Below are 26,054 nucleotides of genomic sequence, written 5' to 3' on the forward strand. Positions count from 1 at the left end.
TCCTTCAGATCAGGTACTGGCTGAGGCCGCGCTTGAAGTACGCGCCGTCGCCCTTTTTGCCGAGGTATTCGTCGGAATCGACGATCTTGCGACCGCGGGAGAACACGGTGTCGACGTGACCGTCGACCTCGAATCCCTCCCAGGCCGAGTAGTCCATGTTCATGTGGTGGGTCTTGCCCACGCCGATGGAGGTGTGGCCGTTCGGGTCGTAGATCACCACGTCGCCGTCGGCCCCGGGCTGGATGACGCCCTTCTTGCCGTAGACGCCGAACATCCTCGCCGGGGTCGTGCTGGTCAGCTCCACCCAGCGGGGCAGCGAGATCTCGCCCATCACCACGCCCTGGTAGATCAGGTCCATCCGGTGCTCGACCGAGCCGATGCCGTTCGGGATCTTCGAGAAGTTGCCGATGCCCATGTCTTTCTGGCCCTTCATGCAGAAGGGGCAGTGGTCGGTCGAGATGACCTGCAGGTCGTTCGTGCGCAGGCCCTGCCACATGTGGTTCTGGTGGCCCTCGTGCTTCGAGCGCAGCGGCGTCGAGCAGACCCACTTGGCCCCCTCGAAGTCGCCCCACTCCTCGCTGACTGCGCCGAGCTGATCCTCGAGCGAGAGGTAGAGGTACTGCGGGCAGGTCTCGGCGAACACGTTCTGGCCGGTGTCGCGCGCCTGGGTGATCTGCGCGAGCGCCTCCTTGGCCGAGACGTGCACGATGTACAAAGGCGCCCCAGTGAGGTTCGCGAGCATGATCGCCCGGTGGGTCGCCTCCTCCTCGGCCTGCCACGGCCGCGAGACGCCGTGGTAGAACGGCGTCGTCTCGCCGCGCTCGAGGTGCTGCTGCACCAGCAGGTCGATGACCGAGCCGTTCTCGGCGTGCATCATCATCAGCGCGCCGTTCTGCGAGCCCTTCTGCATCGCCTTGACGATCTGGCCGTCGTCGCTGAGGAACACGCCCTTGTAGGCCATGAACAGCTTGAAGCTCGTGACGCCCTCGTTGATCAGCTCGTCCATCGCGGTGAGGCTCGAGTCCTGCACGTCCGAGAGGATCTGGTGGAAGCCGTAGTCGACGGCGCACTGACCCGCCGCCTTCTCCTGCCAGAGCGCGTACTGGTCGAGGATGTTCTCCCCGGCGTACTGCACCACGAAGTCGATGATCGAGGTCGTGCCTCCCCAGGCGGCGGCGCGGGTGCCGGTCTCGAAGGTGTCGCTGGCCTCGGTGCCGCCGAACGGCATCTGCATGTGCGTGTGGGCGTCGATGCCGCCGGGGATGACGTACTTGCCCGTCGCATCCACGACCTCGTCGACGTTGCGGGCGATGTCGAAGCCGAGCAACGTCGACCCCGGGGCGAGCACCGCCGCGATGGTGTCGCCGTCGATCAGCACGTCGGCCTGCGCGGTGCCGGTCGCGTTGACGACCGTTCCCCCGGTGATGAGCGTCTTCATCAGCGTCTCCCCCGGCCCTACGGCGCCACGATCTCGCCGTAGGCGTCCGGTCGGCGATCGCGGTAGAACTGCCAGTCGTCGCGGGTGTCGCGGATGGCGTCGAGGTCGAGGTCGCGGATGAGGAGTTCCTCGTGCTCGGAGGATCCGAGGTCGCCGACGTAGTTGCCGCGCGGGTCGACGACGTAGGAGGTGCCGTAGAAGTTCACGGCCAGGTCGCCGTACTCGTTGTCCTCCTTGCCGACCCGGTTGGGCACCAGCACGAAGTACTGGTTGGCTCCGGCGGCCGCGGGGCCCTCGAGCTCCCAGAGCCGGTTCGAGAGGCCGGGCTTGGAGGCGTTGGGGTTGAAGACGATCTGGGCGCCGTTCAGGCCCAGCTCGCGCCAGCCCTCGGGGAAGTGGCGGTCGTAGCAGATGTGCACGCCGACCTTGCCGACCGCGGTGTCGAACACCGGGTAGCCGAGGTTGCCGGGGCGGAAGTAGAACTTCTCGTAGAAGCTCTCCAGGTGCGGGATGTGGTGCTTGCGGTACTTGCCCACGATCGTGCCGTCGGCATCGACGACGACGGCGGTGTTGTAGTAGACGCCGGTCTGCTCCTCCTCGTAGATCGGGAGGATCGTGACCATGTTGAGCTCTTTCGCGAGCGCGGCGAAGCGCTGCACGATCGGGCCGTCGGCCGGCTCGGCGTAGCGGTAGTACTTCTTGTCCTGCGTGATGCCGAAGTAGGGGCCGTAGAACAGCTCCTGGAAGCAGATGACCTGGGCGCCCTCGGCCGCCGCATCGCGCATGAACTGCTCGTGCTTGTCGAGCATCGACTCCTTGTCCCCCGTCCAGGTGGTCTGGGAGATCGCCGCGCGGATCGTCGTCATTGGTGGTTCCTCTCGAACGGACTGCACTGTGTTCTGCCGGTTTTGTTATTATTCGGCTTGAACATTTCTCGTGTGTTTCAGCGTGTGACGCGAGAGTAAATATGTCAAGAGCTCCGAGCACCACCGCCCTCTGACCGAACCCACAAGGAACCGGATCGAGAATGCTCGAACAGATCGTCGACGCGGTCGAACACCGCACTCCGGAAGGCATCGCTGCGGCGGTCTCCCGGCTCATCCGGGCGGGCGCCCTCGGCGCCGGCGACCGTCTCCCCACGGTGCGCGACGTGGCGGCAGGCCTGGGCGTGAGCCCGGCCACCGTGAGCAACGCCTGGCAGGCGCTCTCCGGCGTGGGGCTGATCGTCTCCCGTGGCCGCGCGGGCAGCTACGTGCTGCAGGCCTCGACGAGGTGGATGCCGCCGCACTTCGGCGAGCTGGCCGGCTCGCACGTGCTCGCCCGGCTCGACCTGTCGACCGGCACGCCGGACCCCGATCTGCTGCCCGACCTCGCGGCCGCGCTCACCCGGGTGCCCACCCGCGCCGACACCGCCAGCTACCTCTCCTCACCCGTGCTGCCCGAGCTCGAACTGCACCTGCGCGCGAGCTGGCCCTACCCGGTCGGGTCGCTCACGATCGTCGACGGGGCTCTGGATGCGATCTCCCGGTCGCTGGAGACCCTGGTGCGGTTCGGCGACCGGGTCGTGGTCGAGAACCCGACCTTCCCGCCGTTCCTCGACCTGCTCGATCACCTCGGCGCCGAACGCGTGCCGGTCGACGTGGATGCGGAGGGGATGCGACCCGATCAGCTCGCGTCGGCGCTGCGCGCGAACCCGGTCGCGATCATCCTGCAGCCGCGGGCCCACAACCCCACCGGCGTCTCGATGACGAGCGAGCGGATGCGTGAACTCGCGCGGGTGCTGCGGGCCCACGAGCACATCGGCGACCCGGTCGTGATCGAGGACGACCACTCGGGCGAGATCTCCAGCGCGGCCGCCCACAGCCTCGGCAGCTGGATCCCGCAGCGGGTGCTGCACATCCGCAGCTACGCCAAGTCGCACGGGCCCGACCTCCGGATCGCGGCCCTCGGGGGCCCGGAGCCGCTGATCGACCGGATCGTGGCCCGGCGACTGCTGGGGCCGGGCTGGACCTCGCGGATGCTGCAGACGATCCTCTACGAACTGCTCACCGCGAGCCCCTCGGTGAACGCGGTGCACGACGCCCGGCGGATCTACCAGGCGCGGCAGCGGCTGTTCTCGGAGGCGCTCGCCTCGCACGGCCTCGCCCACTCCCCCTCGGACGGGATCAACACCTGGATCCCCGTGGCCGACGAGAAGGCGGCCGTGCTCACGCTCGCGGCCAGCGGCATCCGGGCGGCCGCCGGGTCGTCGTTCGCGGCGCGGCCGGGCTCGGGTCGGTTCTTGCGGGTGACCGCCGGGCGGGTGACCGGCGACTTCGGGTCGGTGGCGGGGTCGTTCGCGGCGGCGGCGGAGGCGGGCTGAGCAGGCTGCGCGCCCTATGCGGGCTCCGCGGACTTCGCGGACTCCGCGGACTCCGATGATGCGGCGTTGACGCAGGATCCGGCGCGAGGCGCGCCCCGGGCGGCGACCAGCATCACGAGCACCGCAGCCGCGGTGATCGCCGCTCCCACCCAGAGCGGTGAGGTGTAGCCGAGGCCGGCCGAGATGGCGAGCCCCGCGATCCACGCGCCCAGGGCGTTGCCCACGTTGAACGACGCGATGTTCGCGCTCGACGCGAGCGTCGGCGCGTGCTCGGCGAAGCTCATCACGCGGGTCTGCAACGCCGGCACCGTGCCGAAACCGAACGCCCCCATCAGCACCAGGGCGATCACGGTCGCGATCGGGTTCGCGGCGGTCAGGGCGAAGCCGGCGAGCACGAGGGCGAGCCCGAGCAGCAGCCAGAGCAGGGTCGTGTCGACCGAGATCGCCGCGAGTCGGCCGCCGAGGAGGTTGCCGACGAAGGTGCCGACCCCGAAGACGACCAGGAGCCACGGCACCAGCGCACTGTCGAAGCCCGTGACGCCTGTGAGCGTGTACGCGATGTAGGTGAAGGCACCGAACATGCCGCCGAAACCCAGCACGGTCACCACGATCGAGAGCCAGACCTGTCCGGAACGGAACGCGCTGAGCTCGGTGCGGATGCTCGGGGCCGGCGCATCCGTGGCCCCTCGCGCGGGAGCGGGCACCAGCGTCGCGATGCCGATCAGGGCGATGACGCCGATCGCCGTGATGGCCCAGAACGTGGCGCGCCACCCGTAGGCCTGGCCGACGAACGTGCCGAAGGGAACACCGAGGACGTTGGCGAGCGTGAGACCGGTGAACATGACGGCGATCGCACCGGCGCGCTTCGCCGGCGGCACCATCCCCGCCGCGACCACCGCTCCGATCCCGAAGAAGGCACCGTGGCAGAGCGCCGCGATGATCCGGCCGAGGAGCATCACCCCGTAGTCGGGTGCGAGGGCCGAGACCAGGTTGCCGACGATGAAAAGGCCGAGCAGACCCATCAAGACCTGCTTGCGCGGCAGGCGGGTGACCGCCAGGGTCAGCACGATCGCGCCGAACGCGACGCTGAGCGCGTACCCCGAGATGAGCCAGCCGGCAGCGGCCTCGTCGACGCCGAGGTCACGGGCCACCTCGGGGAGGAGGCCCGCGATCACGAACTCGGTCAGCCCGATTCCGAACCCGCCGATGGCGAGGGCGATGAGTCCGATGGGCATGGCGCTCCTTCTTCGTGACGTGCGCGGGATAAAGTAGTTGCGGACGCGGGTATTTCGCGCCGGACACGATAGTTGCATACGCCGCCTATCGGCGCAAGCGTCATTCGTCGGACGTCGGTACCGAACCGGCTCGAATGAGGGAAGGACCGGTCACGATCATGGGAATCGCCGACGACGCCGTCGAGATCAGGGCCCAGGGCTGGCGCACGCTCGCGGCACTGCACGGCCTGATCGAGAGCCGGCTCGAGCAGGCCCTCTCGGGCTCGGCGAGCCTCTCGGTCGTCGAGTACACGGTTCTCGACGCACTCGACCGGCAGGACGGCTGGCACATGAGGATGCAGCAGCTCGCCCGTGCCACTGCCCTCTCCAGCAGTGCCACGACCCGTCTGGTGAATCGGCTGGAGGAGCGCGCCCTGCTGACACGGGTGCTCTGCGACGACGACCGGCGCGGGATCTACACCGAGCTCACCCCGGCGGGTCACCGGTTGCTCGTCAGGGCCCGGCCGGTGCACGACGAGGTGCTCGAATCGGCACTCGCCGAGGCCGCCTCCTCCCCCGAACTCGCCCCGCTCGTGGATGCCCTCCAACGGACCACCGCCCGACCGTGATGGAGGGATGGAACCGATTCGGGGCGAGCGGACAGTAGGGGGTATGGAGACAGGGGAATTCGACGAGGCCGCGGTCTGGGCCTCGGCGATCGGGGGCGACGCGCAGGCGTTCGCGCGCGTGTTCGACGCGCATCGTGACCGGGTGTTCGGGCAGGCGCTGCGGCTGATCCGCACGCCGCACGACGCGGAGGACGTGACGGCGCTGGTGTTCCTCGAGGCCTGGAGACGCCGTGCCGACGTGCGCGTCGTCGACGGATCGATCATCGGCTGGCTCCTGGTGGCGACGAACTACGTCGTGCGCAACCTGGTGCGCACGATGCGGCGGCACCGCGAGGCGCTCGCCAAGATCCCGCCGCCCGAGCACCAGAGCGATCACTCGGATGCGGTCGGCGACCGCCTCGACAGCCGCAGCCGCCACGAGCGGGTGCGGAGCGCGTTCGCGCAGCTGTCGAAGAACGATCAGGACGTGATCACGCTCTGCGTGCTCGAAGAACTCAGCACGGCCCAGGCCGCCACTGCCCTCGGCGTGCCGGCGGGCACCGTGAAGTCCCGCCTCTCCCGCGCCAAGGCGCGCTTGGCCGCTCTCACCGGGAGCGACGATCCCCTCACCGAATCCTCGACCACCACGGGAGGTGCACGATGACCGAACCCATGTCGCCCGAACAGGCCGGCGCGGGCCGCCCGCGATTCGACCCCGCCCGCAGCGCTGCCATCCGCTCGCTCCTGATCGAGACCGTCGAGGCGGAGGGACGGGGGGCCGCCGCTGCCGCCGCCCCGTCGCCGCACCGTCGTCGGCGCACCGCCGTGATCGTCGCCCTGGCCGTGCTGGCCGGCGGCATCGCCTCGGGCACCGCGGCGATCGCCCTCACCGGCGGATCGCTGTTCGGCCCGCCCGAGCCCGCCGTCACGACCGTGGCGCCCACCCCGACGCCCACGCCGACCCGCACCCCCACCCCGACACCCACACCGACGCCCACGACGCCGCCGAACCCGCCGGCCCCGGTCGTGCGCGTGCCGGCCACCTGCGACCAGCTGCTGCCCCAGTCGACGGCCGAGCAGATGGTGGGTACGGCGCTCCAACCGTCCGCCGGCGGACATCCTGCGTTCCCGGTCGCGTACTCGAACCTCCGCGTCGGTTCTCTCGCTTGCGGGTGGTCGGTCGGCCCGGCGCCCGAGAACAGCCCGAGCGGCCCGTTCGTCGATCTGCTGATCGTCCCGAGCACCGATGCCGAGGATCTCCTCAACGAGGCCAACCGCGAGGGCATCTACATCGACTCCCCCCAGGTCGACATCGGCGACGACGTGTACTCGTACTGCCCGACGCCTGGGAACTGGTGCAGCTACATCGGCCAGGTCGGCGGCTACAGCATCCAGCTGTCGGCCCTGAAGCCGGCGGACGGGGCACCCGGAAGCGACGCCGTGCGCGACCCGTTCATCGCCATCCGCGCTGCGGTCGCCGCCTTCCCTGCCTCGGGACCGCTCTGGCAACCGACCGGCCCCACCCTCCGAGGCGCTAACAGCTGCGAGGAGATGATCGACGACCCGAGCCTGTCGGAGATCGTCGGCGAGCCGATGCGGGTCTTCCGGTCGTACTCGCACTGGGGCGAATTCGCCCTGTCGTCCTTCGGCGCATCGCGGCAGGTGAGCGCCTTCGGCTGCGCGTGGACCTCCGACCTCGACGGCGGAACGACGAGCGTCAAGGTGAGCGTGCTCCCGGGCGGCGCGTCGTACTTCGAGCAGTCGAACGCCGAGAACCCGGAGATCGGCTACGCACCCGTCACCGGCTACCCCGGCCAGGCCTACCTCTCAGCCGACGGCACGACGCTCAGTGTGCTCGTCGAAGACGGATGGGTGCAGGTCGAGGCACCCGGCGAAGCGCTTCCGGCGATCACCGAACTGGTCCTGGCGAACGTCGGGCCCGTCCCCGCGGTCGGCGGGTGAGCATCCGATGGGATTGAATGGGGGCGTGAAGGTTACGGTGCTGGCGGGCGGGGTCGGAGGTGCACGGTTCCTCCGGGGACTGCGCACCCAGCTGCGGAAGGCGTACCCGAACGGCGACGGCGGGTCGAGCGCCGAGATCACCGCGGTCGTCAACACCGGTGACGACATGTGGCTCACCGGGCTGCGGGTCTGCCCCGACCTCGACTCGATCATGTACACCCTCGGCGGAGCGAACGACGACGAGCGCGGCTGGGGCCGGAAGGACGAGAGCGAGCGCGTGAGCGCCGAGCTCACCGCCTATGGCATCGGCTGGCCCTGGTTCACCCTGGGCGACCTCGACCTCGGCACCCACATCGCGCGCTCGAGCTTCTTGCGCGACGGCCTCACACTGACCGAGGCGACCGCGCGGCTCGCCGAACGGTGGAACCCGGGCGTGCGCCTCCTGCCGATGAGCGACCAGCCGGTCGAGACCCACGTCGACATCCTGGTCGACGGCAAGCGCCGAATCGTGCACTTCGAGGAGTGGTGGGTCAAGTACCGCGCCACCGTGCCGGCGCAGCGCTTCATCCAGGTCGGCGTCGACGCCGCCAAGCCCACGCCCTCGGTGCTGCGCGCGATCGAGCAGGCCGACGTCATCCTCGTCGCCCCTTCGAACCCCGTGGTCTCGATCGGCACGATCCTCGGCGTGCCCGGGATGCGCCAGGCCCTCGCCGGCGCCCGCGCCCCGATCGTCGGCGTCTCGCCGATCATCGCCGGGGCCGCCGTGCGCGGCATGGCCGACGCCTGCCTCACGGCGATCGGCGTCGAGACGACGGCCGCCGCCGTGGCGAAGCACTACGGCGCGCGCAGCCGCGGTGGCCTGCTCGACGCCTGGCTCGTCGACGAGTCGGATGCGGCCGCCGCCCCGGTGCTCGCCGCCGCCGGCATCCGCACCTCTGTGGTGCCCCTCTGGATGAACGACCCCGACACGAGCGCCCAACTGGCGGCCGACGCCCTGGTCGCCGCGCGGCTCTAACTCACCGCAGCGCCAGCAGCCAGGCGTAGAGCGCCATGGACACCGCGTACACCGCCACCACGATCGCGTAGCCCGCGAGGTGCACCCGCATCGGCTGGTCGCGCCTGACCCACCAGCCCAGGCGGCGGAACGCCCACGGCACCAGGAACCAGCCGAGCAGCTGCGTCGAGACCACGTTGCCGATGAACAGCGCCAACCAGAACGGCAGCCCCTTCAACAGCGTGTCGCCGATGAAGTAGCCCCAGAGGAACACGACGGGGTACAACATCATCAGCACGATCAGGTTGCTCTTGAACACCGGGTCCGGCTGCGTGGTCGGGTTGCCCGTCCAGAAGCCGAAGCCGTAGCTCGCCTTCGTGATGGTGAGCTGGTCGTTGTAGGCGGCCCCGGCCTCCAGCAGCTCGCGGCGCTCGGGCGACTCGATCCACTTCGTCAGGTTCGAGTCCGTGTCGAAGCTCAGCACCACGACCCAGTCGTCCTGCACCCCGGGCACGGGCCGCTCGATCTTGTGGCCGAGGAACCCGTCGAACCGCGACTCCACCGCCGAGATCTGGCGCTGCCAGTCCAGGAACGCCGCCTCGTCCTCCGGCGCGACCCGGCTGGAGATCAGCGCCGACGCCGCCTCCGAGCTGTGCTTGGTCTCCTCGGTGAACAGGTGCACGTCGTCGTTGCCGATGAACTCGTCCCTGATCTCGCTCATCAGGGTCAGCCGCTCGGCGCTCTGCAGCCAGCCGCGCGCCGCATCCACGTCGCGGAAGCGCTGCACGACCACCCAGTCGACCTGCAGCGGCGGGTCGGGGCGGATCACCTGGCGGTCGAGGAACCCGGGCCAGTTCGCGATCCGCTCCCCCACCTTCTGCTGCCACTGCTCGTAGCGGTCGTAGCTCTCCTCGGCGAGCCGGCGGTGCACGACGAGCGCGACGGGCGCGCCGGGCCCGTCTCCGGTCGACGAGGCGCCGGCCAGAGCCGACTCGGATGCGCCGGCCACCGCGGTCACGCCTTCTGGTAGGCGAGCTCGCCCATCACCCAGGTCTGGTCGACGGCCCGCTCGTCGGCCACCATCATGATGCCGAACAGCAGGTCGGAGACCGTCTCGAGGTTGAGCTCGCCGCCGGACTTCTCGAGCAGCAGCGAGGCGTGCCACGGCGCGGCCGGCGGCCCCGCGGTGTAGTCGAGGGCGACGAAGTCGGCCTCCTTGCCGATGTCGAAGGTGCCGACGAAGTCGTCGATGTAGAGCGACTCGGCGCCGCCGCGGGTGAGCAGGTAGAAGGCGCGGAAGGCCGAGAGCTTGTTGCGCTCCGACTCCGCCAGGTCTTGCTCGCTGGGCACGATCGAGCCGTCGAGGATGGTGTTGTTGAGCATCCCGACCTTGTAGCCGTCTTCGAGCGAGTTGAGCAGGCTGAACCGGTTGCCGCCGCCCATGTCGGTGCCGACCGAGAGCAGCACGCGGTGCTCCGGATCGAGCGCCCGGCCCAGGCGGAACAGCCCCGAGCCCAGGTACAGGTTCGACGAGGGGCAGAATGCGACCGCGGCCCCCGACGAGCTGAAGCGGCGCAGCTCGTCGTTCGTGAGCCACACGCCGTGCCCGCCGGTGAACTTCGGGCCGACCAGGCCGTACTTCTCGTAGACGCCGAGGTAGTCGTGGCAGTCGTCGTGCAGGGCGAGCACCCCGTGGATCTCGGCGGGGTTCTCGGAGATGTGGGTGTTGATCCACAGGTCGGGGTGCTCCTCCTTCAGCCGCCGGCAGGCCGTCAGCAGCTCGTCAGAGGCGCCGAAGGCGAAGCGGGGGGTGATCGCGTAGAGGTTGCGGCCGGTGCCGTGCCACTTCTCGATCAGCGTCGTGCTGTCGTCGTAGAACTGCTCGGGCGTGTTGGCGAAGTAGTCGGGAACGTGGCGGTCGATGCCGGTGAGGCCGCCGATCATCCGCATGTTGCGCCGGCTGGCCTCTTCGAAGAAGACCTCGTTGCAGGTGAGGTTGCCGGTGGTGAAGGTCTGGGCGGTCGTCGTGCCCGACGCCAGCAGGTTGTCGAAGAAGTGCTTCGTGCCCTCCTCCGCGTAGGAGCGCTCCGCGTACCGGCTCTCCTCCGGGAAGACCCACTTCTGCAGCCACGGCAGCAGCTGCTCGCCGTAGGCGCCGAGGACCCGGGTCTGCGGGAGGTGGATGTGGCCGTCGATGAAGCCGGGGAGGATGATGCGGTCGGCGATCTCGGTGATCTCCGCATCCGGATGCTTCGGTGCGATCTCGGCGTAGGGACCGAAATCGACGATGATCCCGCCGTCGATGACGAGCAGCCCGTCGACGTGGAACCGGGTGGCGGCGGCCTCGTCGCCGACGTGCTTCCACGGATCGTCGATGAAGTCCAGGAAGGTGCCGCGGACAGCAGTGAGTGCCAAGAGAATCCCCATTCGTATCGGTGTGGTCATCGTGACACAGACCGCCGACACCGCGCGCACTCCCGTTGGGGGCACAGCGGCGGGAGGTTAGACTCGACCCATTCTGCTTCCGGGTCTGGCTTTGGGCCCTGTTCTTCTTTTTCGTCTCCGTCACGTCAGAGGACAGCCATGCCCGAAGATCTCCCCATCCCGACCCGTCGACGCACCGAGCCGCAGCCGGTCGTGCAGTCGTTCGTGCCGAACTCCTCCGCCATCCGCCGTGCCCTGAAGCGCGCCGAGACCGGGGTCGCCCTCGACACCACCGAGGCCGAGACCCTGCTTCACGCCCGGGGCGACGACCTCGAACGGCTGCTGGATGCGGCCTCGCGCGTGCGCGACGCCGGCCTCGAGATCGCCGGCAGACCCGGCGTGATCACCTACTCGCGCAAGGTCTTCATCCCGCTGACGCACCTGTGCCGAGACCGCTGCCACTACTGCACCTTCGTGCAGACCCCCGGCAAGCTCGCCGCGGCCGGCAAGGCGCCCTTCCTCTCGCCGGACGAGGTGCTCGAGATCGCCCGGCAGGGTGCGGCGCTCGGCTGCAAGGAGGCGCTGTTCACCCTCGGCGACCGGCCCGAGGACCGGTGGCCGGTCGCGCGGGAGTGGCTGGATGCGCACGGCTACGACTCCACGATCGCCTACCTCCGCGCGATGGCCATCCGGGTGCTGGAGGAGACGGGGCTGCTCCCCCACCTCAACCCCGGCGTCATGACCTGGGAGGAGATCCAGCGCCTGAAGCCCGTGGCCCCCTCGATGGGGATGATGCTGGAGACGACCTCCTCGCGGCTGTGGACCGAGAAGGGCAACGCCCACTTCGGGTCGCCGGACAAGGATCCGGTGCTGCGACTGCGGGTGATCGAGGATGCGGGGCGGTCGAACGTGCCCTTCACCACGGGCCTGCTGCTCGGCATCGGCGAGAACTACGAGGAGCGGGTCGACGGGATGTTCTCCCTGCGCTCGGCCGCGCGCCGGCACGGTCACGTGCAGGAGGTGATCATCCAGAACTTCCGGGCGAAGCCCGCCACCGCGATGATGGCCGCCGACGACCTCGAGACCCAGGAGTACGTGGCCGCGGTCGCGGCCGCGCGCCTGGTGCTCGGGCCCAAGACGCGCCTGCAGGCCCCGCCGAACCTCACCGACGCCCGCCAGCTCGCCCTGCTGGTCCGCGCCGGCATCGACGACTGGGGCGGCGTCTCTCCGCTCACGCCGGACCACGTGAACCCCGAGCGCCCCTGGCCGCACATCGACGACCTGGCGCGTCTCACGGCCGAGGCCGGGTTCACGCTGCGCGAGCGCCTCACCGCGCATCCACACTACGTGCGCGCCGAGGAGCCGTGGATCGACCCGCGGGTGCTGCCCCACGTGCGCGCCCTCGCGGGGCCCGACGGCCTGGCCGTCGAGGGGCGCATCCCGGCCGGGATCACCTGGCAGGAGCCGGACTGGACCGCGTCGGGCTCGGGTCGCACCGAGCTGCACACCGAGATCGACACGGTCGGCCGCACCGGCGACCGCCGCAGCGACTTCGAGGACGTCTACGGCGACTGGTCCGAGCTGCGCGAGCAGGTCGGGGCGAACGCCGCCTCGTCCGACCGGCAGCGGGCGACCCGGGCCGCGGGCGACCCCGCCGTGCGGGCCGCGCTCTCGAAGGCCGCCGAGAACCCCGCGGGGCTCAGCGACGGCGAGTACCTCACCCTGCTCGGCGCCGACGGAGCCGACCTCGAGGCCCTGGCCGCGGTGGCCGACGACGTGCGCCGCGCGACCATCGGCGACGAGGTGGGCTACGTGGTCAACCGCAACGTCAACTTCACCAACGTCTGTTACACCGGCTGCCGGTTCTGCGCCTTCGCGCAGCGACGAACCGATGCGGATGCCTACACGCTGTCGATGGACCAGGTCGGCGACCGCGTCGACGAGGCCTGGTCGATCGGCGCGACCGAGATCTGCATGCAGGGCGGCATCCATCCCGACCTGCCGGGCACCGCCTACTTCGACCTCGCGCGCACCGTCAAGGCGCGGCAGCCCGACATCCACCTGCACGCGTTCTCGCCGATGGAGATCGTGAACGGGGCGTCGCGCACCGGACTGTCGTACCGCGAGTTCCTGCTCGCGGCGAAGGAGGCCGGGCTCGACACGATCCCGGGGACGGCGGCGGAGATCCTCGACGACGACGTGCGGTGGGTGCTGACCAAGGGCAAGCTGCCCGCGGCGGCCTGGATCGAGATCGTCACGACGGCGCACGAGGTGGGGCTGCGCTCGTCGTCGACCATGATGTACGGCCACGTCGACAACCCCTCGCACTGGGTGGGGCACCTGCGTACGCTGGCGCAGATCCAGGATCGGACCGGCGGCTTCACCGAATTCGTGCTGCTGCCGTTCATCCACATGAACGCGCCCGTCTACCTCGCCGGGGTGGCCCGGCCGGGGCCGACGCTGCAGGAGAACCGGGCCATCCACGCCGTCGCACGGCTGATGCTGCACGGCCGGATCGACCACGTGCAGACCTCGTGGGTCAAGCTCGGCAACCGCGGCACGCAGCAGATGCTGCAGGGTGGCGCCGACGACCTCGGCGGCACCCTCATGGAGGAGACGATCAGCCGGATGGCCGGGGCCGACAACGGCTCGGAGAAGACGGTCGACGAGCTCGAATCGATGATCCGCGAGATCGGCCGCACCCCCGTGCAGCGGACCACCACCTACGGTCGTCCCACGGCCGAGCGTGCGGCCGTGGCGCGGGAGTTCGCGTCGCGGGGCTTCGCGGCGACGGGGAAAAAACTCTTGACTGTGTTGCCTTAGCTTGACGGCTTCTGTTTCGCCTTAACTTCCGGCTGTGTTTTTTTCCGCGCCGGTCCCTGCCCGGCGCGGGCGACATGTTCGCGTGCCGTCGCGAAGCGCGGCCTGCGGTCGAGCTTCGCGGCGACGCGCTCACCCTGGGTCATCGACAAAGGCCCGCAGCTTTCATCTCCGTCCCAAGACTTCGGACGGGATGGAATGCTGCGGGCCTTTGTCGTTGACCCAGGGTGAGGGCGAGGCCGCGTAAGCGACCTCACCCGAACATGTCGCGCTGCGCCGGGCGGGGACCGGCGCAGCCCGGGAGACGCGCGCGAAGCACGCGCCTCCCGGCAGCTAGCACAGCGGGACTTCTCGCAGCCCACACCTGCCGGAACGGGACACCAGTTCAGCAGCCCTCACCTGCCGGCGCTGGAGTTACTCCTGCGTGTCGCTGTCCACCCAGTCCAGCGTCTTCGTCACGGCCTTCTTCCAGTTGCGGAGCTGGCGCTCGCGCTCGGCGTCGTCCATGTTGGGCGTCCAGCGCGAGTCCTCCTGCCAGTTGGCACGGAGCTCGTCGAGCGATCCCCAGAAGCCGACCGCGAGGCCGGCGGCGTAGGCCGCACCGAGCGCGGTGGTCTCCGCGACGACGGGACGCACGACCGGCACGCCCAGGATGTCGGCCTGGAACTGCATCAGGGTGTTGTTGGCGATCATGCCGCCGTCGACCTTGAGCTCGGTGAGGTCGACGCCGGAGTCGGCGTTGACCGCATCCAGCACCTCACGGGTCTGGAAGGCAGTCGCCTCGAGGGCGGCGCGGGCGATGTGGCCCTTGTTGACGTAGCGGGTGAGTCCCACCAGCGCACCACGTGCATCCGACCGCCAGTACGGCGCGAACAGGCCCGAGAACGCCGGCACGAAGTAGGCGCCGCCGTTGTCGTCGACCGTCTTCGCCAGCTCTTCGACCTCGGGGGCCGAGGAGATGATGCCGAGGTTGTCACGCAGCCACTGGATCAGCGAACCGGTCACCGCGATCGAGCCCTCGAGCGCGTAGTGGGCCGGCTGGTCGCCCAGCTTGTAGCCGAGGGTGGTGAGCAGCCCGTTCTTGGAGTGCACGATCTCGGTGTCGGTGTTGAAGATCAGGAAGTTTCCGGTGCCGTAGGTGTTCTTCGACTCGCCGGCGTCGAACGCCGCCTGGCCGAAGGTCGCCGCCTGCTGGTCGCCCAGGATGCCCGCGACCGGGACCTCGCGGAGCAGGTTGGACGACTCGACGTTTCCGTAGACCTCGGAGGAGGACTTGATCTCGGGGAGCATCGACTTCGGCACCCCGAAGGCCTCGAGGATGTCGTCGCGCCATTCCAGCGTCTCGAGGTCCATGAAGAGGGTGCGGGAGGCGTTGGTCACGTCGGTGGCGTGCACGCCGCCCTCGGTGCCGCCGGTCAGGTTCCAGAGAACCCAGGAGTCGGTCGTGCCGAAGAGCAGGTCACCGGCCTCGGCGGCCTCGCGGGCGCCCTCGACGTTCTCGAGGATCCAGACGATCTTGGTGCCCGAGAAGTAGGTCGCGAGCGGGAGGCCCACGATCTGCTTGAACCGCTCGACGCCGAGGTCGCTGTCGGCCGCGAGGCGGTCGACGATCGGCTGGGTGCGAGTGTCCTGCCAGACGATGGCGTTGTAGACGGGCTTGCCGGTGTTCTTGTTCCAGACCACCGCGGTCTCGCGCTGGTTGGTGATGCCGACCGCGGCGATGTCGTGACGGGTCAGGTCGGCCTTGGAGAGGGCCTGTCCGATGACCTCGCGCACGTTGTCCCAGATCTCGACCGGGTTGTGCTCGACCCAGCCCGCCTTGGGGAAGATCTGCTCGTGCTCCTTCTGACCGGTCGACACGATGGTGCCGGCGTGGTCGAAGATGATCGCGCGCGACGAGGTCGTGCCCTGATCGATCGCCAGGACGTACTTCTGTTCAGCCATTTCAAACTCCTTTGTCTAGCCGCGACGCGGCTCTTGCTTCAACGGTGAAACGAGATTCAATGCTGCGGGCCGTACTCGACGACCCAGGGCGAGTGCGCGGCCGCGAAGCGACCGCACTCGAACATGTCGCGCTGCGCCGGGCAGGGACCGGCGCAGCCCGGGATACGCGCGCGGAGCACGCGCATCCCGGCAGCTGACTACGTGAGGATCGGCAGCAGCGGGATCGCGAGGAACCCGGCGAGGATGCCGCCGATGATCGGGCCGACGACCGGAACCCAGGAGTAGGACCAGTCCGACGTGCCCTTGCCCTTGATCGGCAGGATCGCGTGAGCGATCCGAGGCCCGAGGTCACGGGCCGGGTTGATCGCGTACCCGGTCGGGCCACCGAGCGAGGCGCCGATCCCGATCACCAGCAGCGCCACCGGCAGAGCACCGAGAGCTGCGAGTCCGCCGTCGCCTTGACGTCCGCCACCGAAACCGATCACGACGAACACCAGCACGAAGGTGCCGATGATCTCGGTGACCAGGTTCCAGCCATAGGACCGGATCGCGGGGCCGGTGGAGAACACGCCGAGCTTGTTCGCCGGCTCCGGCTCCTCGTCGAAGTGCTGCTTGTACGCCAGCCACACGAACACCGCACCGATGATCGCACCGATCAACTGAGCCCCGATGTACGCGATCACCGACAAGAAGTTCACGTCGACCGCGGTCGCCTCCGACCCGAAGGTCTTGGCTCCGTTGGCGACGAGCCCGAGGGTGACGGCCGGGTTCAGGTGGGCACCCGAGGCGTACGACACGATCACACCGGCGAAGACCGCGAGGCCCCAGCCGATGTTGACCATGAGCGTGCCGCCGTTGAAGCCCTTGGTGCGGATCAGGGCGACGTTAGCCACCACACCGCAACCCAGGAGCACGAGGAGGGCGGTGCCCACCAGCTCCGATACGAAGTCGATTCCGAGATTGTCCACGTTGACCTTTCTTCAGGGGCGGCAGCTGTGCCGCCCTTCTCAGTTGACGGCGCCAGCCACCGTCGTGTTCGCCGCTTCCAGCACGATGCCGTGGAAGAAGCGGAGGTTCGAAACCGCATCCGCGCGCTCGGTGGCGAGGCGCGCATCCGACCACCCCTGGGCCGTGGCCGCCAGGGTGCTCAGCTCGTCGAAGACCTCCTGGGTGAGGCCGCCGACGAAGGCGATGATGCTGCGGCGCAGCACGAGGTCGCTGAGGTGCACGGTGTGCTCGCCCATCAGGTAGTCGATCTCGGCGGTGCTGTACCCGGGCAGGGTCTCCAGCGGCTTGTCCGCGTCTTCGGCGGCCACGATGTGGGCGATGACCTTCGCCGCGTTGGTGCCGTAGCGGCCGAGGAGCACGCGGGTGCGGGCCTCACCGAGGTCGGCGGCGTGCGCCTTGACCCAGGTGGTGGTCGCCGTCGCGCCCTGCGGGAAGTCGACGCCGCCGCCGATCGCCAGGTCGACCGTGCTCACCTTGCGGCTGAGGCCGAGGAGCGCGAGGGTGTCGTTGGCGAGGTGCTCGGAGAGCGCACGGAAGGTCGTCCACTTGCCGCCGACGAGGCTGAGCTGCTTGACGCGGCCCGACTTCGCGAACGGGGTCTGCTCGATGCGGTAGTCGCGCGAGACGAAGCCGGGGGCGGTGTCGCCGTGGCCGGGCAGCGGGCGGATGCCCGAGTAGCGGTAGACGATCTGCGGCCGGTCGACCTTGATGGTCGGGAAGACGTGGTCGACGAGCTCGAAGAAGTAGTCGACCTCGGCCTCGGTGCAGACGGCAGGCTCGGCGGGGTCGGCCTCGAGGTCGGTCGTGCCGACGAGCACGCGGCCGTTCAGCGGGTAGATCAGCACGATGCGGCCGTCGTTGTTCTCGAAGAACACCTCTCCACCGGCGCAGGCGTCGTACAGCTCCTTGTTGTCGAGCACGATGTGCGAGCCCTTGGTGCCGCCCATGTAGTGGGTCTGCTCGCCGAGCGCGGCGTTGGTGAGGTCGGTCCAGGGGCCGGAGGTGTTCACGACGACGTCGGCGGTGACCTCGAAGGTCTCGCCGCTCAGCGTGTCGCGCAGCACGACGGCGTCGCCGTTCGCGCCGATGGCCTCGACGTAGTTGGCGGTGCGGGCGTGCGGGCCGGTGGCCAGCGCATCCTGAACCAGGTCGAGCGCGAGACGCTCGGGGTTCTCGACGGCCGCGTCGTAGTACGTCGCGGTGTACTTCACGTCGGGGCGCAGCTTCGGCAGCTTCTGCAGCGACTTCTTGCGGCCCACGAACTTGTGGCGCGGCACGTTGCCGCCGTCGCGCGAGAACGAGTCGTAGCCCATCAGGCCGACCTTGATCAGGAGCGCGCCGCGCTCCTTCGCCTTGCCCTGCTTGTGGGTGAGGAAGCGCAGCGGCGCCGACAGGATGCCCGAGAACGTCGAGAAGATCGGGATCGTGGTGGGCAGCGGCTTGACGTAGTGGGGCGCGAGGCGGAGGAGGCGGTTGCGCTCCTGCACGCTCTCGCGGACGAGCCGGAACTCGCCGTTCTCGAGGTAGCGCACGCCACCGTGGATCATGTGGCTCGACGCGGCGGATGCCCCGCTCGCGTAGTCGTTGCGCTCGACCAGGATGACCTCGACGCCCTGCAGGGCGAGGTCGCGGAAGGTGCCGATACCGTTGATGCCGCCGCCCACGATGAGCACCTGCGCTCGGGGGTTCTGGCGGATCGAGTCGACGTCGGGGCGGACCTCGGCGGAGATGCTGCTGGTACCGCTGTCGTTGGTGGTGGAACTCACTGTGTACTCGCCTTCGTGCTCTCGTGAGGGTTGCGTTGCGGCAATCCGGTCGAGCGGGGATCGCCCTTGAGAAGATCCGCTCGACGACTTACAGTTCTACGACCTTCGTCACATATGATCAAGCTCGATGCACATATGTGCACGGCGTAGGATCACGTCGACGACGACGAGCCCGAGAGGATGCGACGCAGCATGGCCGAGACCCCCGGCGGAGACAAGGTGCGCGACGCGCTCCGGGCCGCCCATCTGTACTACCTTCAGGACCTCACGATGGAGGCCATCGCGAGCGAGCTCCACACCTCCCGCTCCTCGGTGTCACGACTGCTCGGATTCGCGCGGGACACCGGGCTCGTGGAGATCCAGGTGAAGTCGCCGGCCGGCCGGGTCTTCTCGATCCAGGACCAGATCCGGGAGCGTTTCGGCATCACGGCGCACGTCGTCCCCGTGCCCGACTCGACGGCCGAGGTCGACCGCCTCGAACGGGTCGCGATGAGCGCTGCACGGATTCTCGGGCCCTTCTTCGACTCCAACATGACGATGGGGATCGCCTGGGGATCGACCCTCTCCGCGGTGTCCCGGCATCTTCAGGAGAAAGTCACGCACAACTCCCAGATCGTGCAGCTGAACGGCGCCTCCAACGCCCGCACGACGGGCATCGGGTACGCCAGCGAGATCATGAGCCGGTTCGGCACGGCCTTCGGCGCGTACGTGCAGCAGTTCCCGGTGCCGGCGTTCTTCGACGACCCGCGCACGAAGGAGGTGCTGTGGCGCGAGCGCAGCATCCGTCGCGTGCTCGAGATCCAGAAGCACATGGACATCGCTCTGTTCGGGCTCGGCTCGGCCTACGCCGACGTGCCCTCCCACGTCTACGTCGGCGGCTACCTCGACGACGATGACTTCCAGCAGCTCAGCCGCTCCGGGGTCGTCGGCGACGTGGCGACCGTGTTCTACCGCGCCGACGGCTCGAGCGAGGACATCCCGATGAACGCGCGGTCCTCCGGGCCGTCGCTGTCACTGCTGTCGAAGGTGTCGCGCCGGGTCTGCGTCGTCTCGGGGCGCACCAAGCTGCCCGCGCTCCGTGGCGCACTGGCCGCCGGCGTGATGACCGACCTCGTCATCGACGAGGCGACGGCCCACTCGCTCGTCGAGGGCTGAGCGCGTCCAGCGCGGCGCGGGTGAACGGGCCGACGCCGAGGGCGACGGCCGCGTCGAGGTCGGCGGCCGTGTCGACGTCGCGACGGATGCCCGAGGTGGGCGGGAACGACAGGATGCGGTGGCCCGCGGCCAGGTGCGCGGCGGCCGAGCCGGCGCCGAAGTGCGGCACCGGCGGGGCCGGGATGGTCGCCGTGAGGAGGGTCGTGCCGGTGCCGGCGGAGTCGGGCACGAGGGCGAGCGGATGCTCGGCTGCGGCCTCGAGGGCGGCGTCGATCTCGTCGGGGGTGAGGCAAGGGAGGTCGCCGAGGAGGACGGCGTAGGCGGGGGTTGAGGTCTCGGCGGGGGTTGCTGTCTCGGCGGGGGCGGCCGTCTCGGCGGGGGTTGCCGTCTCGGCGGCGACGCGGAGACCCTCCGTGATCGCGGCGTTCAGGCCGTGTCCGGGGTCGGCGACGATCCGGGCGCCGTCGCCGGCGAGCACCCCGGCGATGGCGGACGCCGGGTCGGTGACGACGACGACGCTGGCCACCCGGCGCGCGCCCCGGAGAGCGGTGACCGCATCCCGAGCGAAGGCCTCGGCCAGCCGCCGACGGTCGTCGTCGCCGATGTCCGGGCGCAGGCGCGACTTGCCCTCGGTCGTGCCCTTGACGGGAACGACGACGGTCCAGGAGCGCGGGGAGTCAGTCACCGCGCCCGATTATCGCAGAAAGAACGATCGGTCTGTTTTTCTGGAATGATGCAGACGCATCCGTTGTTGTCCCCCTCGTGAGCAGAACATTCCATGAGATCGAAGGCGAACGAGGGGTTGTGAAGTACCGCCGTCACCCCAACGGCAAGGGATACGTGGCTGTCGGCGCCGAAGTCGACGCGAGTGCGTTCATCGACCCGACCAGCTACGTCGAAGAGGGCGCGCGGGTCGGACCGAACGTGCGCATCGGCTCGGGCAGCTGGGTCGAGGAGTCGGCCGCCGTGGGCGCCGGCGTGGTCGTCGGAGCGCACGTGCACATCGGCGCCTCCGCCATCATCGGCCGCGGTTCGAAGATCGGGAGCCACTCCCGCATCGGCGCCAAGGCCGTCGTGATCGACGGGGCCCACGTCGACAACGACGCCACCGTCGCCCCCGGCGAGATCGTCCGCCGCTCGGCCGGCGGCGACTACGCCAAGGCGGCCTAGGCCCCGCACCCGCCCAGGCGGACAGCTGCACGGTCGGGCAGCTGGACCGTCTCCCGCCGGCGCGGCTCGCCGACGCCGGCGCCGCTCGGCGGCACGCTCAGCTTTCCTTCGCTGAGAGCGAGCGCGCCTGCGCGCCCGGGCCGGGGTCGCTAGAGTCGGGCGTATGACCCGACGATCCGGTGCCGCCTCGACGGTGAGCGCCGTCGTGAGGCTCCTGCTGGTCGTAATGGGTCTCGGGCTGGTCTGGTTCGTCTGGCCGTCGGTCTCGGGTGCCGCGGCTCCGGGGCTGGTCCTCGCCGCCGCCGTGCTGACCGCCGGCGCCGTGGTCGCGATCGTCGCCGCCCGCGGTGTGCTGGCGGCCATCGCGTGGCTGCTCCGCGTCGCCGAACCGCGGCATCCCGCCGAGCGCGTCGACCTGCCCGCCGCCATCGTGCAGAGCAAGCCCGACGCTCCCGGACGCCCGCAGCCCAGGGCTCCGGGCCGTCTCCTGACGGTCGTCTAGGAGCGCGCCCACCCCACTCCTGTTCGACCGAAACGGTTCCCCATCCGTTCTCGTCAGGAGTCCCATGAACATCTATGCCTTCGGCCCGATCGCGGCCGCGCTCGACGGAGCGTATTCCGTCGTCCAATTTCTCGCCGGCGCTCTGGCGCCCCTCGCCGGAGCGGGCGCGACCGCCGCGGCGATCGTGCTGATCACCCTGCTCGTGCGCACCGTCCTCATCCCCGTGGGGCTCTCGCAGGCCCGGGCCCAGCGGATGCGGCGGAAGCTCGCGCCGCGTCTGGCCGAGCTGCGAACCCGGCACGCCAAGAACCCCGAGCGGCTGCAGCGGGAGACGATGGCGCTGTACGCCGAGGAGAACGCCTCCCCCTTCGCAGGGTGCCTGCCGCTGCTCATCCAGGCGCCGATCCTGTCCCTGATCTACGGGCTGTTCATCCAGCCCACGATCAACGGGCACCCGAACGCGCTGCTGTCGAGCACGGTCTTCGGTGCCCCGCTCGGCACGAGCTTCACGACCGCCCTCGGTTCGGGCACGGATCCGCAGGGGCTCGTGGTCAGCGGCATCATCCTCGTGCTGATCGCGGCCATCGCGCTCGTCTCCCGTCGGCAGAGCCTGCTGGTGGCGCAGCTGTCAGCGCCCGTGCCGGGCGCGGGCGGCGTCCGCGGTAGCTCCGGCTCCGGTTCCGGCGCCCGCTCGGGCTCCGGTTCCCGGCCCGCTGCGGGTTCAGCTTCCGACCCCTCGGCCGCGATGGCCGCCGCACTCGCGCCCGGCGGCTCCGCCGCCCGGGTGCTGAGCTGGCTGCCGTTGCTGACCGTGGTGTTCGCGGCCTTCGTGCCGCTCGCGGCGAGTATCTACCTCCTGGTGACGACCGCCTGGACCCTCGTCGAACGCGAGATCCTCCGCCGCACCGTCGTCTGAGCCGCACCGTCGTCTGGCCTGCACCTTCGTCTGACCCGCACCGTCGTCTGACCCGCACCGTCGTCTGACCCGCACCGTCGTCTGAGCAGCACGGCCGTACGACCCGAACCGTCGTCTGACCTGCACGAACGGGCTGCTGAGAACGCTCAGGCGTGCAATACGCACACATAGGCGCTCTCAGCAGCCCGTTCGGCACGCCTCCCCGCCGAGAGCCGTCCGAACGGAAGGAGAATCGGGGGGTCAATCGACGTATTCGACTCGCACCCCCCGATTCTCATTCCGACGGTGAGCCCACCCCGAGACCGCCCTCCGCCCGCCCGGCAGCGGTAGCGGCCGCTGCCGCGAGCCCGGCCGCGTACCCGGCCGCGAACCCGGCGTCGTACCCCTCGGCGTACCCGGCGGCCCGGCCCTCGGCCAGCGCCTCGTCCGTCCCGAGCCGGAACATGTCCGTCGGCCCGGTGCGCGTCAGCGCCCGCGCGGGGGTGTCGAGCGACTCGACCACCGCGTGCGCGAAGCCGCGCACGAGCGCGACCGGCATCCCGCTCGCCTTGCCCTTGACCAGGTCGCCCGCCGAGGCCAGCTCGTCGCCGACCGCCGCCTGGGTCACGACCAGCTCATGGCCGAAGCTGTCGCGGCTGCCCCGCAGGTCGTCGAGCACGAGCACGCCGGCCGCTCCGATCGCCTGATCGATCTGACCCTCGCGCCAGGGCCGGCCGAGCGTGTCCGAGACGATGACGCCGAGCAGCGCCCCGAACCGCGCGCGGAGGCCGGATGCAAGCGCCCGGGCCGAGGCGTCCGGATCCTCGGGCAGCAGCAGCACGGTCCCGTCAGGCGTGTTGCTGGCGTCGACACCCGCGGCCGCCTGCACGATCCCCTGGCGGTTCTCGACGATCCGCGTGACTCCCCCGGGGTGCACTCGCGAGGCCACGACCCGGACGGTCTCGGCGGTGATGGCGTCCTCCCGGTCGGTCGCGGCGACGATCCGTCCCTCCGCCTTCGAGATGATCTTGCTGGTCACGACCAGCACGTCGCCGTCGAGCGGCACGAGCCCCGCCCCCTCGAGCGCGTCGCCGATGGCGGAGACGAGGTCGTCGCCAGGCGCGATCTCGGGCAGTCCGCCGAACGCGACCACCCGCACCTCACTGATCCCGCGACCGGGCTCGGCCGGCCCGGCGCCCGGATCGCCCCCGCTCACCGGGTCAACTCCGCTCACCGCATCCACTCCGCTCGCCCGCTCCATTCCGCCCGCCTGATCCACCCCGGTCACCGGTGCAGCTTCGGCAGCACGTCGCGCCCGAAGACGTCGATCCACTCGCGCTGGTTGCGACCGACGTTGTGCAGGTAGATCTTGTCGAAGCCGAGATCGGCGTAGCGCTGGATGTAGGCGCGGTGCGCATCCGGATCGCTGGAGATCATCAGCCGCCCGTCGAAGTCGGCGGGGCGCACCATCTTGGCGATCTGTTCGAACTCGAACGGGCTCCGGATGTCGGCCTTCGGGAAGCGCATGCCGCCGTTCGGCCACTCGGTGATCGCGTTCGCCATCGCCTCCTCCTCGGTCGGCGCCCAGGACAGGTGCAGCTGCAGCACCTTCGGCATCCGGCTCGGATCCTTGCCCACCTCGCGGGCTCCGTCGGCGAAGCGGGCGAAGAGCCCGGCGATCTTGTCCAGCGGCGCGCCCACGGTGATCAGCCCGTCGACGGTGCGGCCGGCGCGCTTGGCCGTGACCGGGCCCGCGGTCGCGACGAAAACGAGCGGCGGCTCCTCGGGCATGGTCCAGAGCCGGGTCGACTCGACCTTGAAGAACGGGCCGGAGTGCTTCAGATCCTTGCCCGCGAGAGAGGCGCTGAACAGCTTGGTGATGATGTCGACGGCCTCGAACATCCGGTTGATGCGCTCGGGCGCCTCGGGCCAGTAGCCGCCGATGACGTGCTCGTTGAGCGCCTCGCCCGAGCCGAGGCCCAGCCAGTGCCGGCCGGGGTACATCGCGGCGGTCGTCGCCGAGGCCTGGGCGACCATGGCCGGGTGCCAGCGGTAGCTCGGCGTGGTGACGCCCGGGCCGAAGTCGCCGGTCGTGCGTTCGCCGAGGGCGGTGAGCACGTTCCAGACGAAGGAGGACTGCCCCTGGCGCGGCACCCAGGGCTGGAAGTGGTCCGAGGCCATCACCCCCGTGAACCCCCGGCTCTCGGCGTGCACCGCGAGGTCGACCGCCTCGCGGGGCGCGAACTGCTCGAGCATCGCCGCGTAGCCGATCGGAATCTGCGTCATGCGGTGGTGCCTCCGAGGGGCTCAGTCGGTGGTGTGCTTCAAGAAGTCTGCCACCACCGCCGGTACGTACGGCGCCACGTCTCCGCCGAGCGCCGACACCTGGCGCACGAGCGAGCTCGAGACGTGGGCGTGGGCGGGATCCGGCAGCAGGAAGATCGTCTCGACGCCGGCCAGGTTGCGGTTCACGATCGCCATCGGTGTCTCGTAGGCCACGTCGACCTGCGAGCGGATTCCCTTGACGATCGCCGTCGCCCCGACGTCGGTGCAGTAGTCGACCAGGAGGCCCACGCTCCAGGAGTTGATCACGATGCGGGCGTCCGGGATGCCGCGCTCCTCGAGCGACCTCTCGATCAGAGCGACACGGTGGGCGATCGGGATGAGGGCGTGCTTGTCGGGGTTGTGCACCACGACCACGTGCACCTCGTCGAAGATCGTCGCCGCCCGTTCGATGACGTCGATGTGACCCAGGGTGATGGGATCGAAGGAACCGGGAACCACGGCGACACTGCTCATGCCGTCCAGGCTATCAACGCCGCATTAAGGGCACGTTACAGAAGTCGCACCATGTCACGAGGGGTGGGGGCAGGGTCTTGTGCGGCTTCCGAGACCGCCGATTCCCGCTGCGCCGGCTCGGCCGCTGCCGCTGCTGCTGTCGCTGCTGTGGCCGCGTCCGAGGCCGCCACGAACCGCTCGGCGAGCGCGATCGTCTCGACGAGCAGGGCGTGCAGACGGTCGTCCGGATGCGGGGCGCAGGCCGAGCGCACCCCGTCGACCGCGAGCGCGATCGTCGCGTGCGTCTGCCGGCTGGTGATCGTGCCCCGCTGCCAGCGGGCGTTCTTCTCCAGGAACGCGGTCGCCCAGCGCGCCGCCTCGGGCGCATCCGCGAGAGCTTGCTCGAGCGGGGCCTCGACATCGATGCCGAGGTCGGCCGTGCCGCCGGATTCGCGCAGGGCCTCGCGGCACACCAGCGCTCCCACGGCGAGTGCGTGCTGCCGGTCGAGCGGGGCTGCTGGCAGGGCCGCCGAGACGGCGGTGATCGCCACGACCAACTCGAGCCGCTCGTCGTCGGTGTTCAGCCCGATGACCGAGGGGATGAGCGGTGCCAGCCGGCCGCGGCCATGGTCGGTCGTCATGTCGTTGACCGCCCGCGCGAGCTGGGCGACGCCGGGGTGGGTGCACGCGGGATGGTCGCTCCACTTCTCACCGGCGAGGTAGGAGGCGAACTCCATGAAGCAGGCGCCCGAGCGTGGGGAGCGATGCCGCCCGGCCGAGAGCACGGGCATCGCGTCGTGTCGGAACAACCGTGCGCCCGCTTCGGCACCCTCGGCACTGCTGAGTCTGGATCTCGTGAACATGGCCACCTCGTCTCCGCTGGATTCCACTGTGCGCCTGCGGGGCCGGAATTTCAATGGCCCGAGCGGATTCCGGAGCGGGGTTGCGCAACGGCGAAGGCCGGGGTCGGTTTTCGGGCCCGAGCCCGCGTTCGGTTCGCGGCCGAGGGCCCGA

23 protein-coding genes are annotated in these 26,054 nt (G+C 69.9%); 10 read left to right on the forward strand and 13 right to left on the reverse strand.

Annotated features, from left to right (window positions below; translation table 11 throughout):
* Window positions 1-4: 4 nt before the first annotated feature.
* Complete coding sequence (hydA, locus tag AC59HU_RS09515; protein WP_497223499.1) at window positions 5-1,441, reverse strand: dihydropyrimidinase; 1,437 nt, start codon at window positions 1,439-1,441, stop codon at window positions 5-7.
* Between the two features lie 14 nt (window positions 1,442-1,455).
* Window positions 1,456-2,304 carry a nitrilase-related carbon-nitrogen hydrolase gene (locus AC59HU_RS09520; protein WP_497223142.1) on the reverse strand — a complete coding sequence of 283 codons (849 nt, stop codon included), beginning with the start codon at window positions 2,302-2,304 and terminating at the stop codon, window positions 1,456-1,458.
* Between the two features lie 161 nt (window positions 2,305-2,465).
* On the opposite strand from AC59HU_RS09520, the gene AC59HU_RS09525 reads away from it, so the two are divergent.
* Complete coding sequence (locus AC59HU_RS09525; protein ID WP_497223143.1) at window positions 2,466-3,800, forward strand: aminotransferase class I/II-fold pyridoxal phosphate-dependent enzyme; 1,335 nt, start codon at window positions 2,466-2,468, stop codon at window positions 3,798-3,800.
* A gap of 14 nt (window positions 3,801-3,814) precedes the next feature.
* Here AC59HU_RS09525 and AC59HU_RS09530 read toward each other — a convergent pair whose 3' ends face one another.
* A complete protein-coding gene (locus AC59HU_RS09530; protein WP_497223144.1) occupies window positions 3,815-5,035 on the reverse strand; it encodes an MFS transporter in 1,221 nt (406 codons plus the stop codon).
* A gap of 158 nt (window positions 5,036-5,193) precedes the next feature.
* Between AC59HU_RS09530 and AC59HU_RS09535 the strand changes: the two genes are divergently transcribed.
* Genes AC59HU_RS09535 through cofD form a run of 4 tightly spaced genes read left to right on the forward strand, consistent with a single transcriptional unit; the run spans window position 5,194 to window position 8,599 of the window.
* Window positions 5,194-5,643 carry a MarR family winged helix-turn-helix transcriptional regulator gene (locus tag AC59HU_RS09535; protein ID WP_497223145.1) on the forward strand — a complete coding sequence of 150 codons (450 nt, stop codon included), beginning with the start codon at window positions 5,194-5,196 and terminating at the stop codon, window positions 5,641-5,643.
* A gap of 43 nt (window positions 5,644-5,686) precedes the next feature.
* Window positions 5,687-6,286 (forward strand): RNA polymerase sigma factor, encoded by a 600-nt coding sequence (locus AC59HU_RS09540; protein WP_497223146.1) that lies wholly within the window; start codon window positions 5,687-5,689, stop codon window positions 6,284-6,286.
* Window positions 6,283-7,584 (forward strand): hypothetical protein, encoded by a 1,302-nt coding sequence (locus AC59HU_RS09545; RefSeq protein ID WP_497223147.1) that lies wholly within the window; start codon window positions 6,283-6,285, stop codon window positions 7,582-7,584. The genes AC59HU_RS09540 and AC59HU_RS09545 overlap by 4 nt, the downstream gene beginning before the upstream one ends.
* 25 nt (window positions 7,585-7,609) lie before the next feature.
* Window positions 7,610-8,599, forward strand: a complete 990-nt coding sequence (cofD, locus tag AC59HU_RS09550) for a 2-phospho-L-lactate transferase (protein WP_497223148.1) — start codon at window positions 7,610-7,612, stop codon at window positions 8,597-8,599.
* A 1-nt stretch (window position 8,600) separates the two neighbouring features.
* On the opposite strand, the gene AC59HU_RS09555 is transcribed toward cofD, so the two are convergent.
* Both AC59HU_RS09555 and guaD read right to left on the reverse strand, forming a co-directional pair.
* Window positions 8,601-9,587 carry a hypothetical protein gene (locus tag AC59HU_RS09555; protein WP_497223149.1) on the reverse strand — a complete coding sequence of 329 codons (987 nt, stop codon included), beginning with the start codon at window positions 9,585-9,587 and terminating at the stop codon, window positions 8,601-8,603.
* 5 nt (window positions 9,588-9,592) lie between these two features.
* Window positions 9,593-10,993 (reverse strand): guanine deaminase, encoded by a 1,401-nt coding sequence (gene guaD / locus AC59HU_RS09560; protein ID WP_497223150.1) that lies wholly within the window; start codon window positions 10,991-10,993, stop codon window positions 9,593-9,595.
* Window positions 10,994-11,161: 168 nt separating this feature from the next.
* Between guaD and AC59HU_RS09565 the strand changes: the two genes are divergently transcribed.
* Window positions 11,162-13,825 (forward strand): bifunctional FO biosynthesis protein CofGH, encoded by a 2,664-nt coding sequence (locus AC59HU_RS09565; RefSeq protein ID WP_497223151.1) that lies wholly within the window; start codon window positions 11,162-11,164, stop codon window positions 13,823-13,825.
* Between the two features lie 411 nt (window positions 13,826-14,236).
* Here the strand turns inward: AC59HU_RS09565 and glpK are convergent, their stop codons facing one another.
* From glpK to AC59HU_RS09580, 3 genes are all read right to left on the reverse strand, one after another.
* Window positions 14,237-15,766: a glycerol kinase GlpK gene (gene glpK, locus AC59HU_RS09570; RefSeq protein WP_497223152.1), complete on the reverse strand. Its 1,530-nt coding sequence runs from the start codon at window positions 15,764-15,766 to the stop codon at window positions 14,237-14,239.
* A 197-nt stretch (window positions 15,767-15,963) separates the two neighbouring features.
* Window positions 15,964-16,734, reverse strand: a complete 771-nt coding sequence (locus tag AC59HU_RS09575; protein WP_497223153.1) for an MIP/aquaporin family protein — start codon at window positions 16,732-16,734, stop codon at window positions 15,964-15,966.
* A 39-nt stretch (window positions 16,735-16,773) separates the two neighbouring features.
* Window positions 16,774-18,540, reverse strand: coding sequence for a glycerol-3-phosphate dehydrogenase/oxidase (locus AC59HU_RS09580; protein ID WP_497223154.1), 1,767 nt, complete (start codon window positions 18,538-18,540; stop codon window positions 16,774-16,776).
* 192 nt (window positions 18,541-18,732) lie between these two features.
* Here AC59HU_RS09580 and AC59HU_RS09585 point away from each other — a divergent pair, with 192 nt between their 5' ends.
* Window positions 18,733-19,695: a sugar-binding transcriptional regulator gene (locus AC59HU_RS09585; protein WP_497223155.1), complete on the forward strand. Its 963-nt coding sequence runs from the start codon at window positions 18,733-18,735 to the stop codon at window positions 19,693-19,695.
* Here the strand turns inward: AC59HU_RS09585 and cofC are convergent.
* Window positions 19,655-20,380 (reverse strand): 2-phospho-L-lactate guanylyltransferase, encoded by a 726-nt coding sequence (cofC, locus tag AC59HU_RS09590; RefSeq protein ID WP_497223156.1) that lies wholly within the window; start codon window positions 20,378-20,380, stop codon window positions 19,655-19,657. The two genes, AC59HU_RS09585 and cofC, sit on opposite strands and share 41 nt — an antisense overlap.
* A 119-nt stretch (window positions 20,381-20,499) precedes the next feature.
* On the opposite strand from cofC, the gene AC59HU_RS09595 reads away from it, so the two are divergent.
* The 3 genes from AC59HU_RS09595 to AC59HU_RS09605 all read left to right on the forward strand — a co-directional run bounded on the left by AC59HU_RS09595 (window position 20,500) and on the right by AC59HU_RS09605 (window position 22,283).
* Entirely contained in the window at window positions 20,500-20,865 is a 366-nt protein-coding gene (locus AC59HU_RS09595) for a DapH/DapD/GlmU-related protein (RefSeq protein ID WP_497223157.1), read from the forward strand.
* Window positions 20,866-21,028: 163 nt separating this feature from the next.
* The gene (locus AC59HU_RS09600) at window positions 21,029-21,367 is read left to right on the forward strand and encodes a DUF6412 domain-containing protein (protein WP_497223158.1); all 339 of its coding nucleotides are present in this window, start codon (window positions 21,029-21,031) and stop codon (window positions 21,365-21,367) included.
* A gap of 64 nt (window positions 21,368-21,431) precedes the next feature.
* Window positions 21,432-22,283: a YidC/Oxa1 family membrane protein insertase gene (locus AC59HU_RS09605; protein ID WP_497223159.1), complete on the forward strand. Its 852-nt coding sequence runs from the start codon at window positions 21,432-21,434 to the stop codon at window positions 22,281-22,283.
* Window positions 22,284-22,557: 274 nt separating this feature from the next.
* Here AC59HU_RS09605 and AC59HU_RS09610 read toward each other — a convergent pair whose 3' ends face one another.
* Genes AC59HU_RS09610 through AC59HU_RS09625 form a run of 4 tightly spaced genes read right to left on the reverse strand, consistent with a single transcriptional unit; the run spans window position 22,558 to window position 25,903 of the window.
* On the reverse strand, window positions 22,558-23,550 hold the full coding sequence (locus AC59HU_RS09610) for a coenzyme F420-0:L-glutamate ligase (protein ID WP_497223160.1): 993 nt from the start codon (window positions 23,548-23,550) through the stop codon (window positions 22,558-22,560).
* Window positions 23,547-24,548 (reverse strand): TIGR03557 family F420-dependent LLM class oxidoreductase, encoded by a 1,002-nt coding sequence (locus AC59HU_RS09615; protein ID WP_497223161.1) that lies wholly within the window; start codon window positions 24,546-24,548, stop codon window positions 23,547-23,549. The genes AC59HU_RS09610 and AC59HU_RS09615 overlap by 4 nt, the downstream gene beginning before the upstream one ends.
* Window positions 24,549-24,569: 21 nt before the next feature.
* Window positions 24,570-25,061, reverse strand: coding sequence for a pantetheine-phosphate adenylyltransferase (gene coaD, locus AC59HU_RS09620; RefSeq protein WP_497223162.1), 492 nt, complete (start codon window positions 25,059-25,061; stop codon window positions 24,570-24,572).
* Between the two features lie 35 nt (window positions 25,062-25,096).
* The gene (locus AC59HU_RS09625; protein ID WP_497223163.1) at window positions 25,097-25,903 is read right to left on the reverse strand and encodes a hypothetical protein; all 807 of its coding nucleotides are present in this window, start codon (window positions 25,901-25,903) and stop codon (window positions 25,097-25,099) included.
* Window positions 25,904-26,054: the final 151 nt, after the last annotated feature.

Source organism: Herbiconiux sp. 320_LB (assembly GCF_059691755.1).

Coding starts and splice junctions, on each gene's coding strand:
- AC59HU_RS09525 (WP_497223143.1), top strand. CDS start 2,466: ATGCTCGAACAGATCGTCGACGCGGTCGAACACCGCACTCCGGAAGGC.
- AC59HU_RS09565 (WP_497223151.1), top strand. CDS start 11,162: ATGCCCGAAGATCTCCCCATCCCGACCCGTCGACGCACCGAGCCGCAG.
- AC59HU_RS09625 (WP_497223163.1), bottom strand. CDS start 25,903: ATGTTCACGAGATCCAGACTCAGCAGTGCCGAGGGTGCCGAAGCGGGC.
- AC59HU_RS09530 (WP_497223144.1), bottom strand. CDS start 5,035: ATGCCCATCGGACTCATCGCCCTCGCCATCGGCGGGTTCGGAATCGGG.
- glpK (WP_497223152.1), bottom strand. CDS start 15,766: ATGGCTGAACAGAAGTACGTCCTGGCGATCGATCAGGGCACGACCTCG.
- AC59HU_RS09600 (WP_497223158.1), top strand. CDS start 21,029: ATGACCCGACGATCCGGTGCCGCCTCGACGGTGAGCGCCGTCGTGAGG.
- AC59HU_RS09540 (WP_497223146.1), top strand. CDS start 5,687: ATGGAGACAGGGGAATTCGACGAGGCCGCGGTCTGGGCCTCGGCGATC.
- coaD (WP_497223162.1), bottom strand. CDS start 25,061: ATGAGCAGTGTCGCCGTGGTTCCCGGTTCCTTCGATCCCATCACCCTG.
- AC59HU_RS09545 (WP_497223147.1), top strand. CDS start 6,283: ATGACCGAACCCATGTCGCCCGAACAGGCCGGCGCGGGCCGCCCGCGA.
- AC59HU_RS09585 (WP_497223155.1), top strand. CDS start 18,733: ATGGCCGAGACCCCCGGCGGAGACAAGGTGCGCGACGCGCTCCGGGCC.
- AC59HU_RS09605 (WP_497223159.1), top strand. CDS start 21,432: ATGAACATCTATGCCTTCGGCCCGATCGCGGCCGCGCTCGACGGAGCG.
- AC59HU_RS09615 (WP_497223161.1), bottom strand. CDS start 24,548: ATGACGCAGATTCCGATCGGCTACGCGGCGATGCTCGAGCAGTTCGCG.
- AC59HU_RS09520 (WP_497223142.1), bottom strand. CDS start 2,304: ATGACGACGATCCGCGCGGCGATCTCCCAGACCACCTGGACGGGGGAC.
- AC59HU_RS09535 (WP_497223145.1), top strand. CDS start 5,194: ATGGGAATCGCCGACGACGCCGTCGAGATCAGGGCCCAGGGCTGGCGC.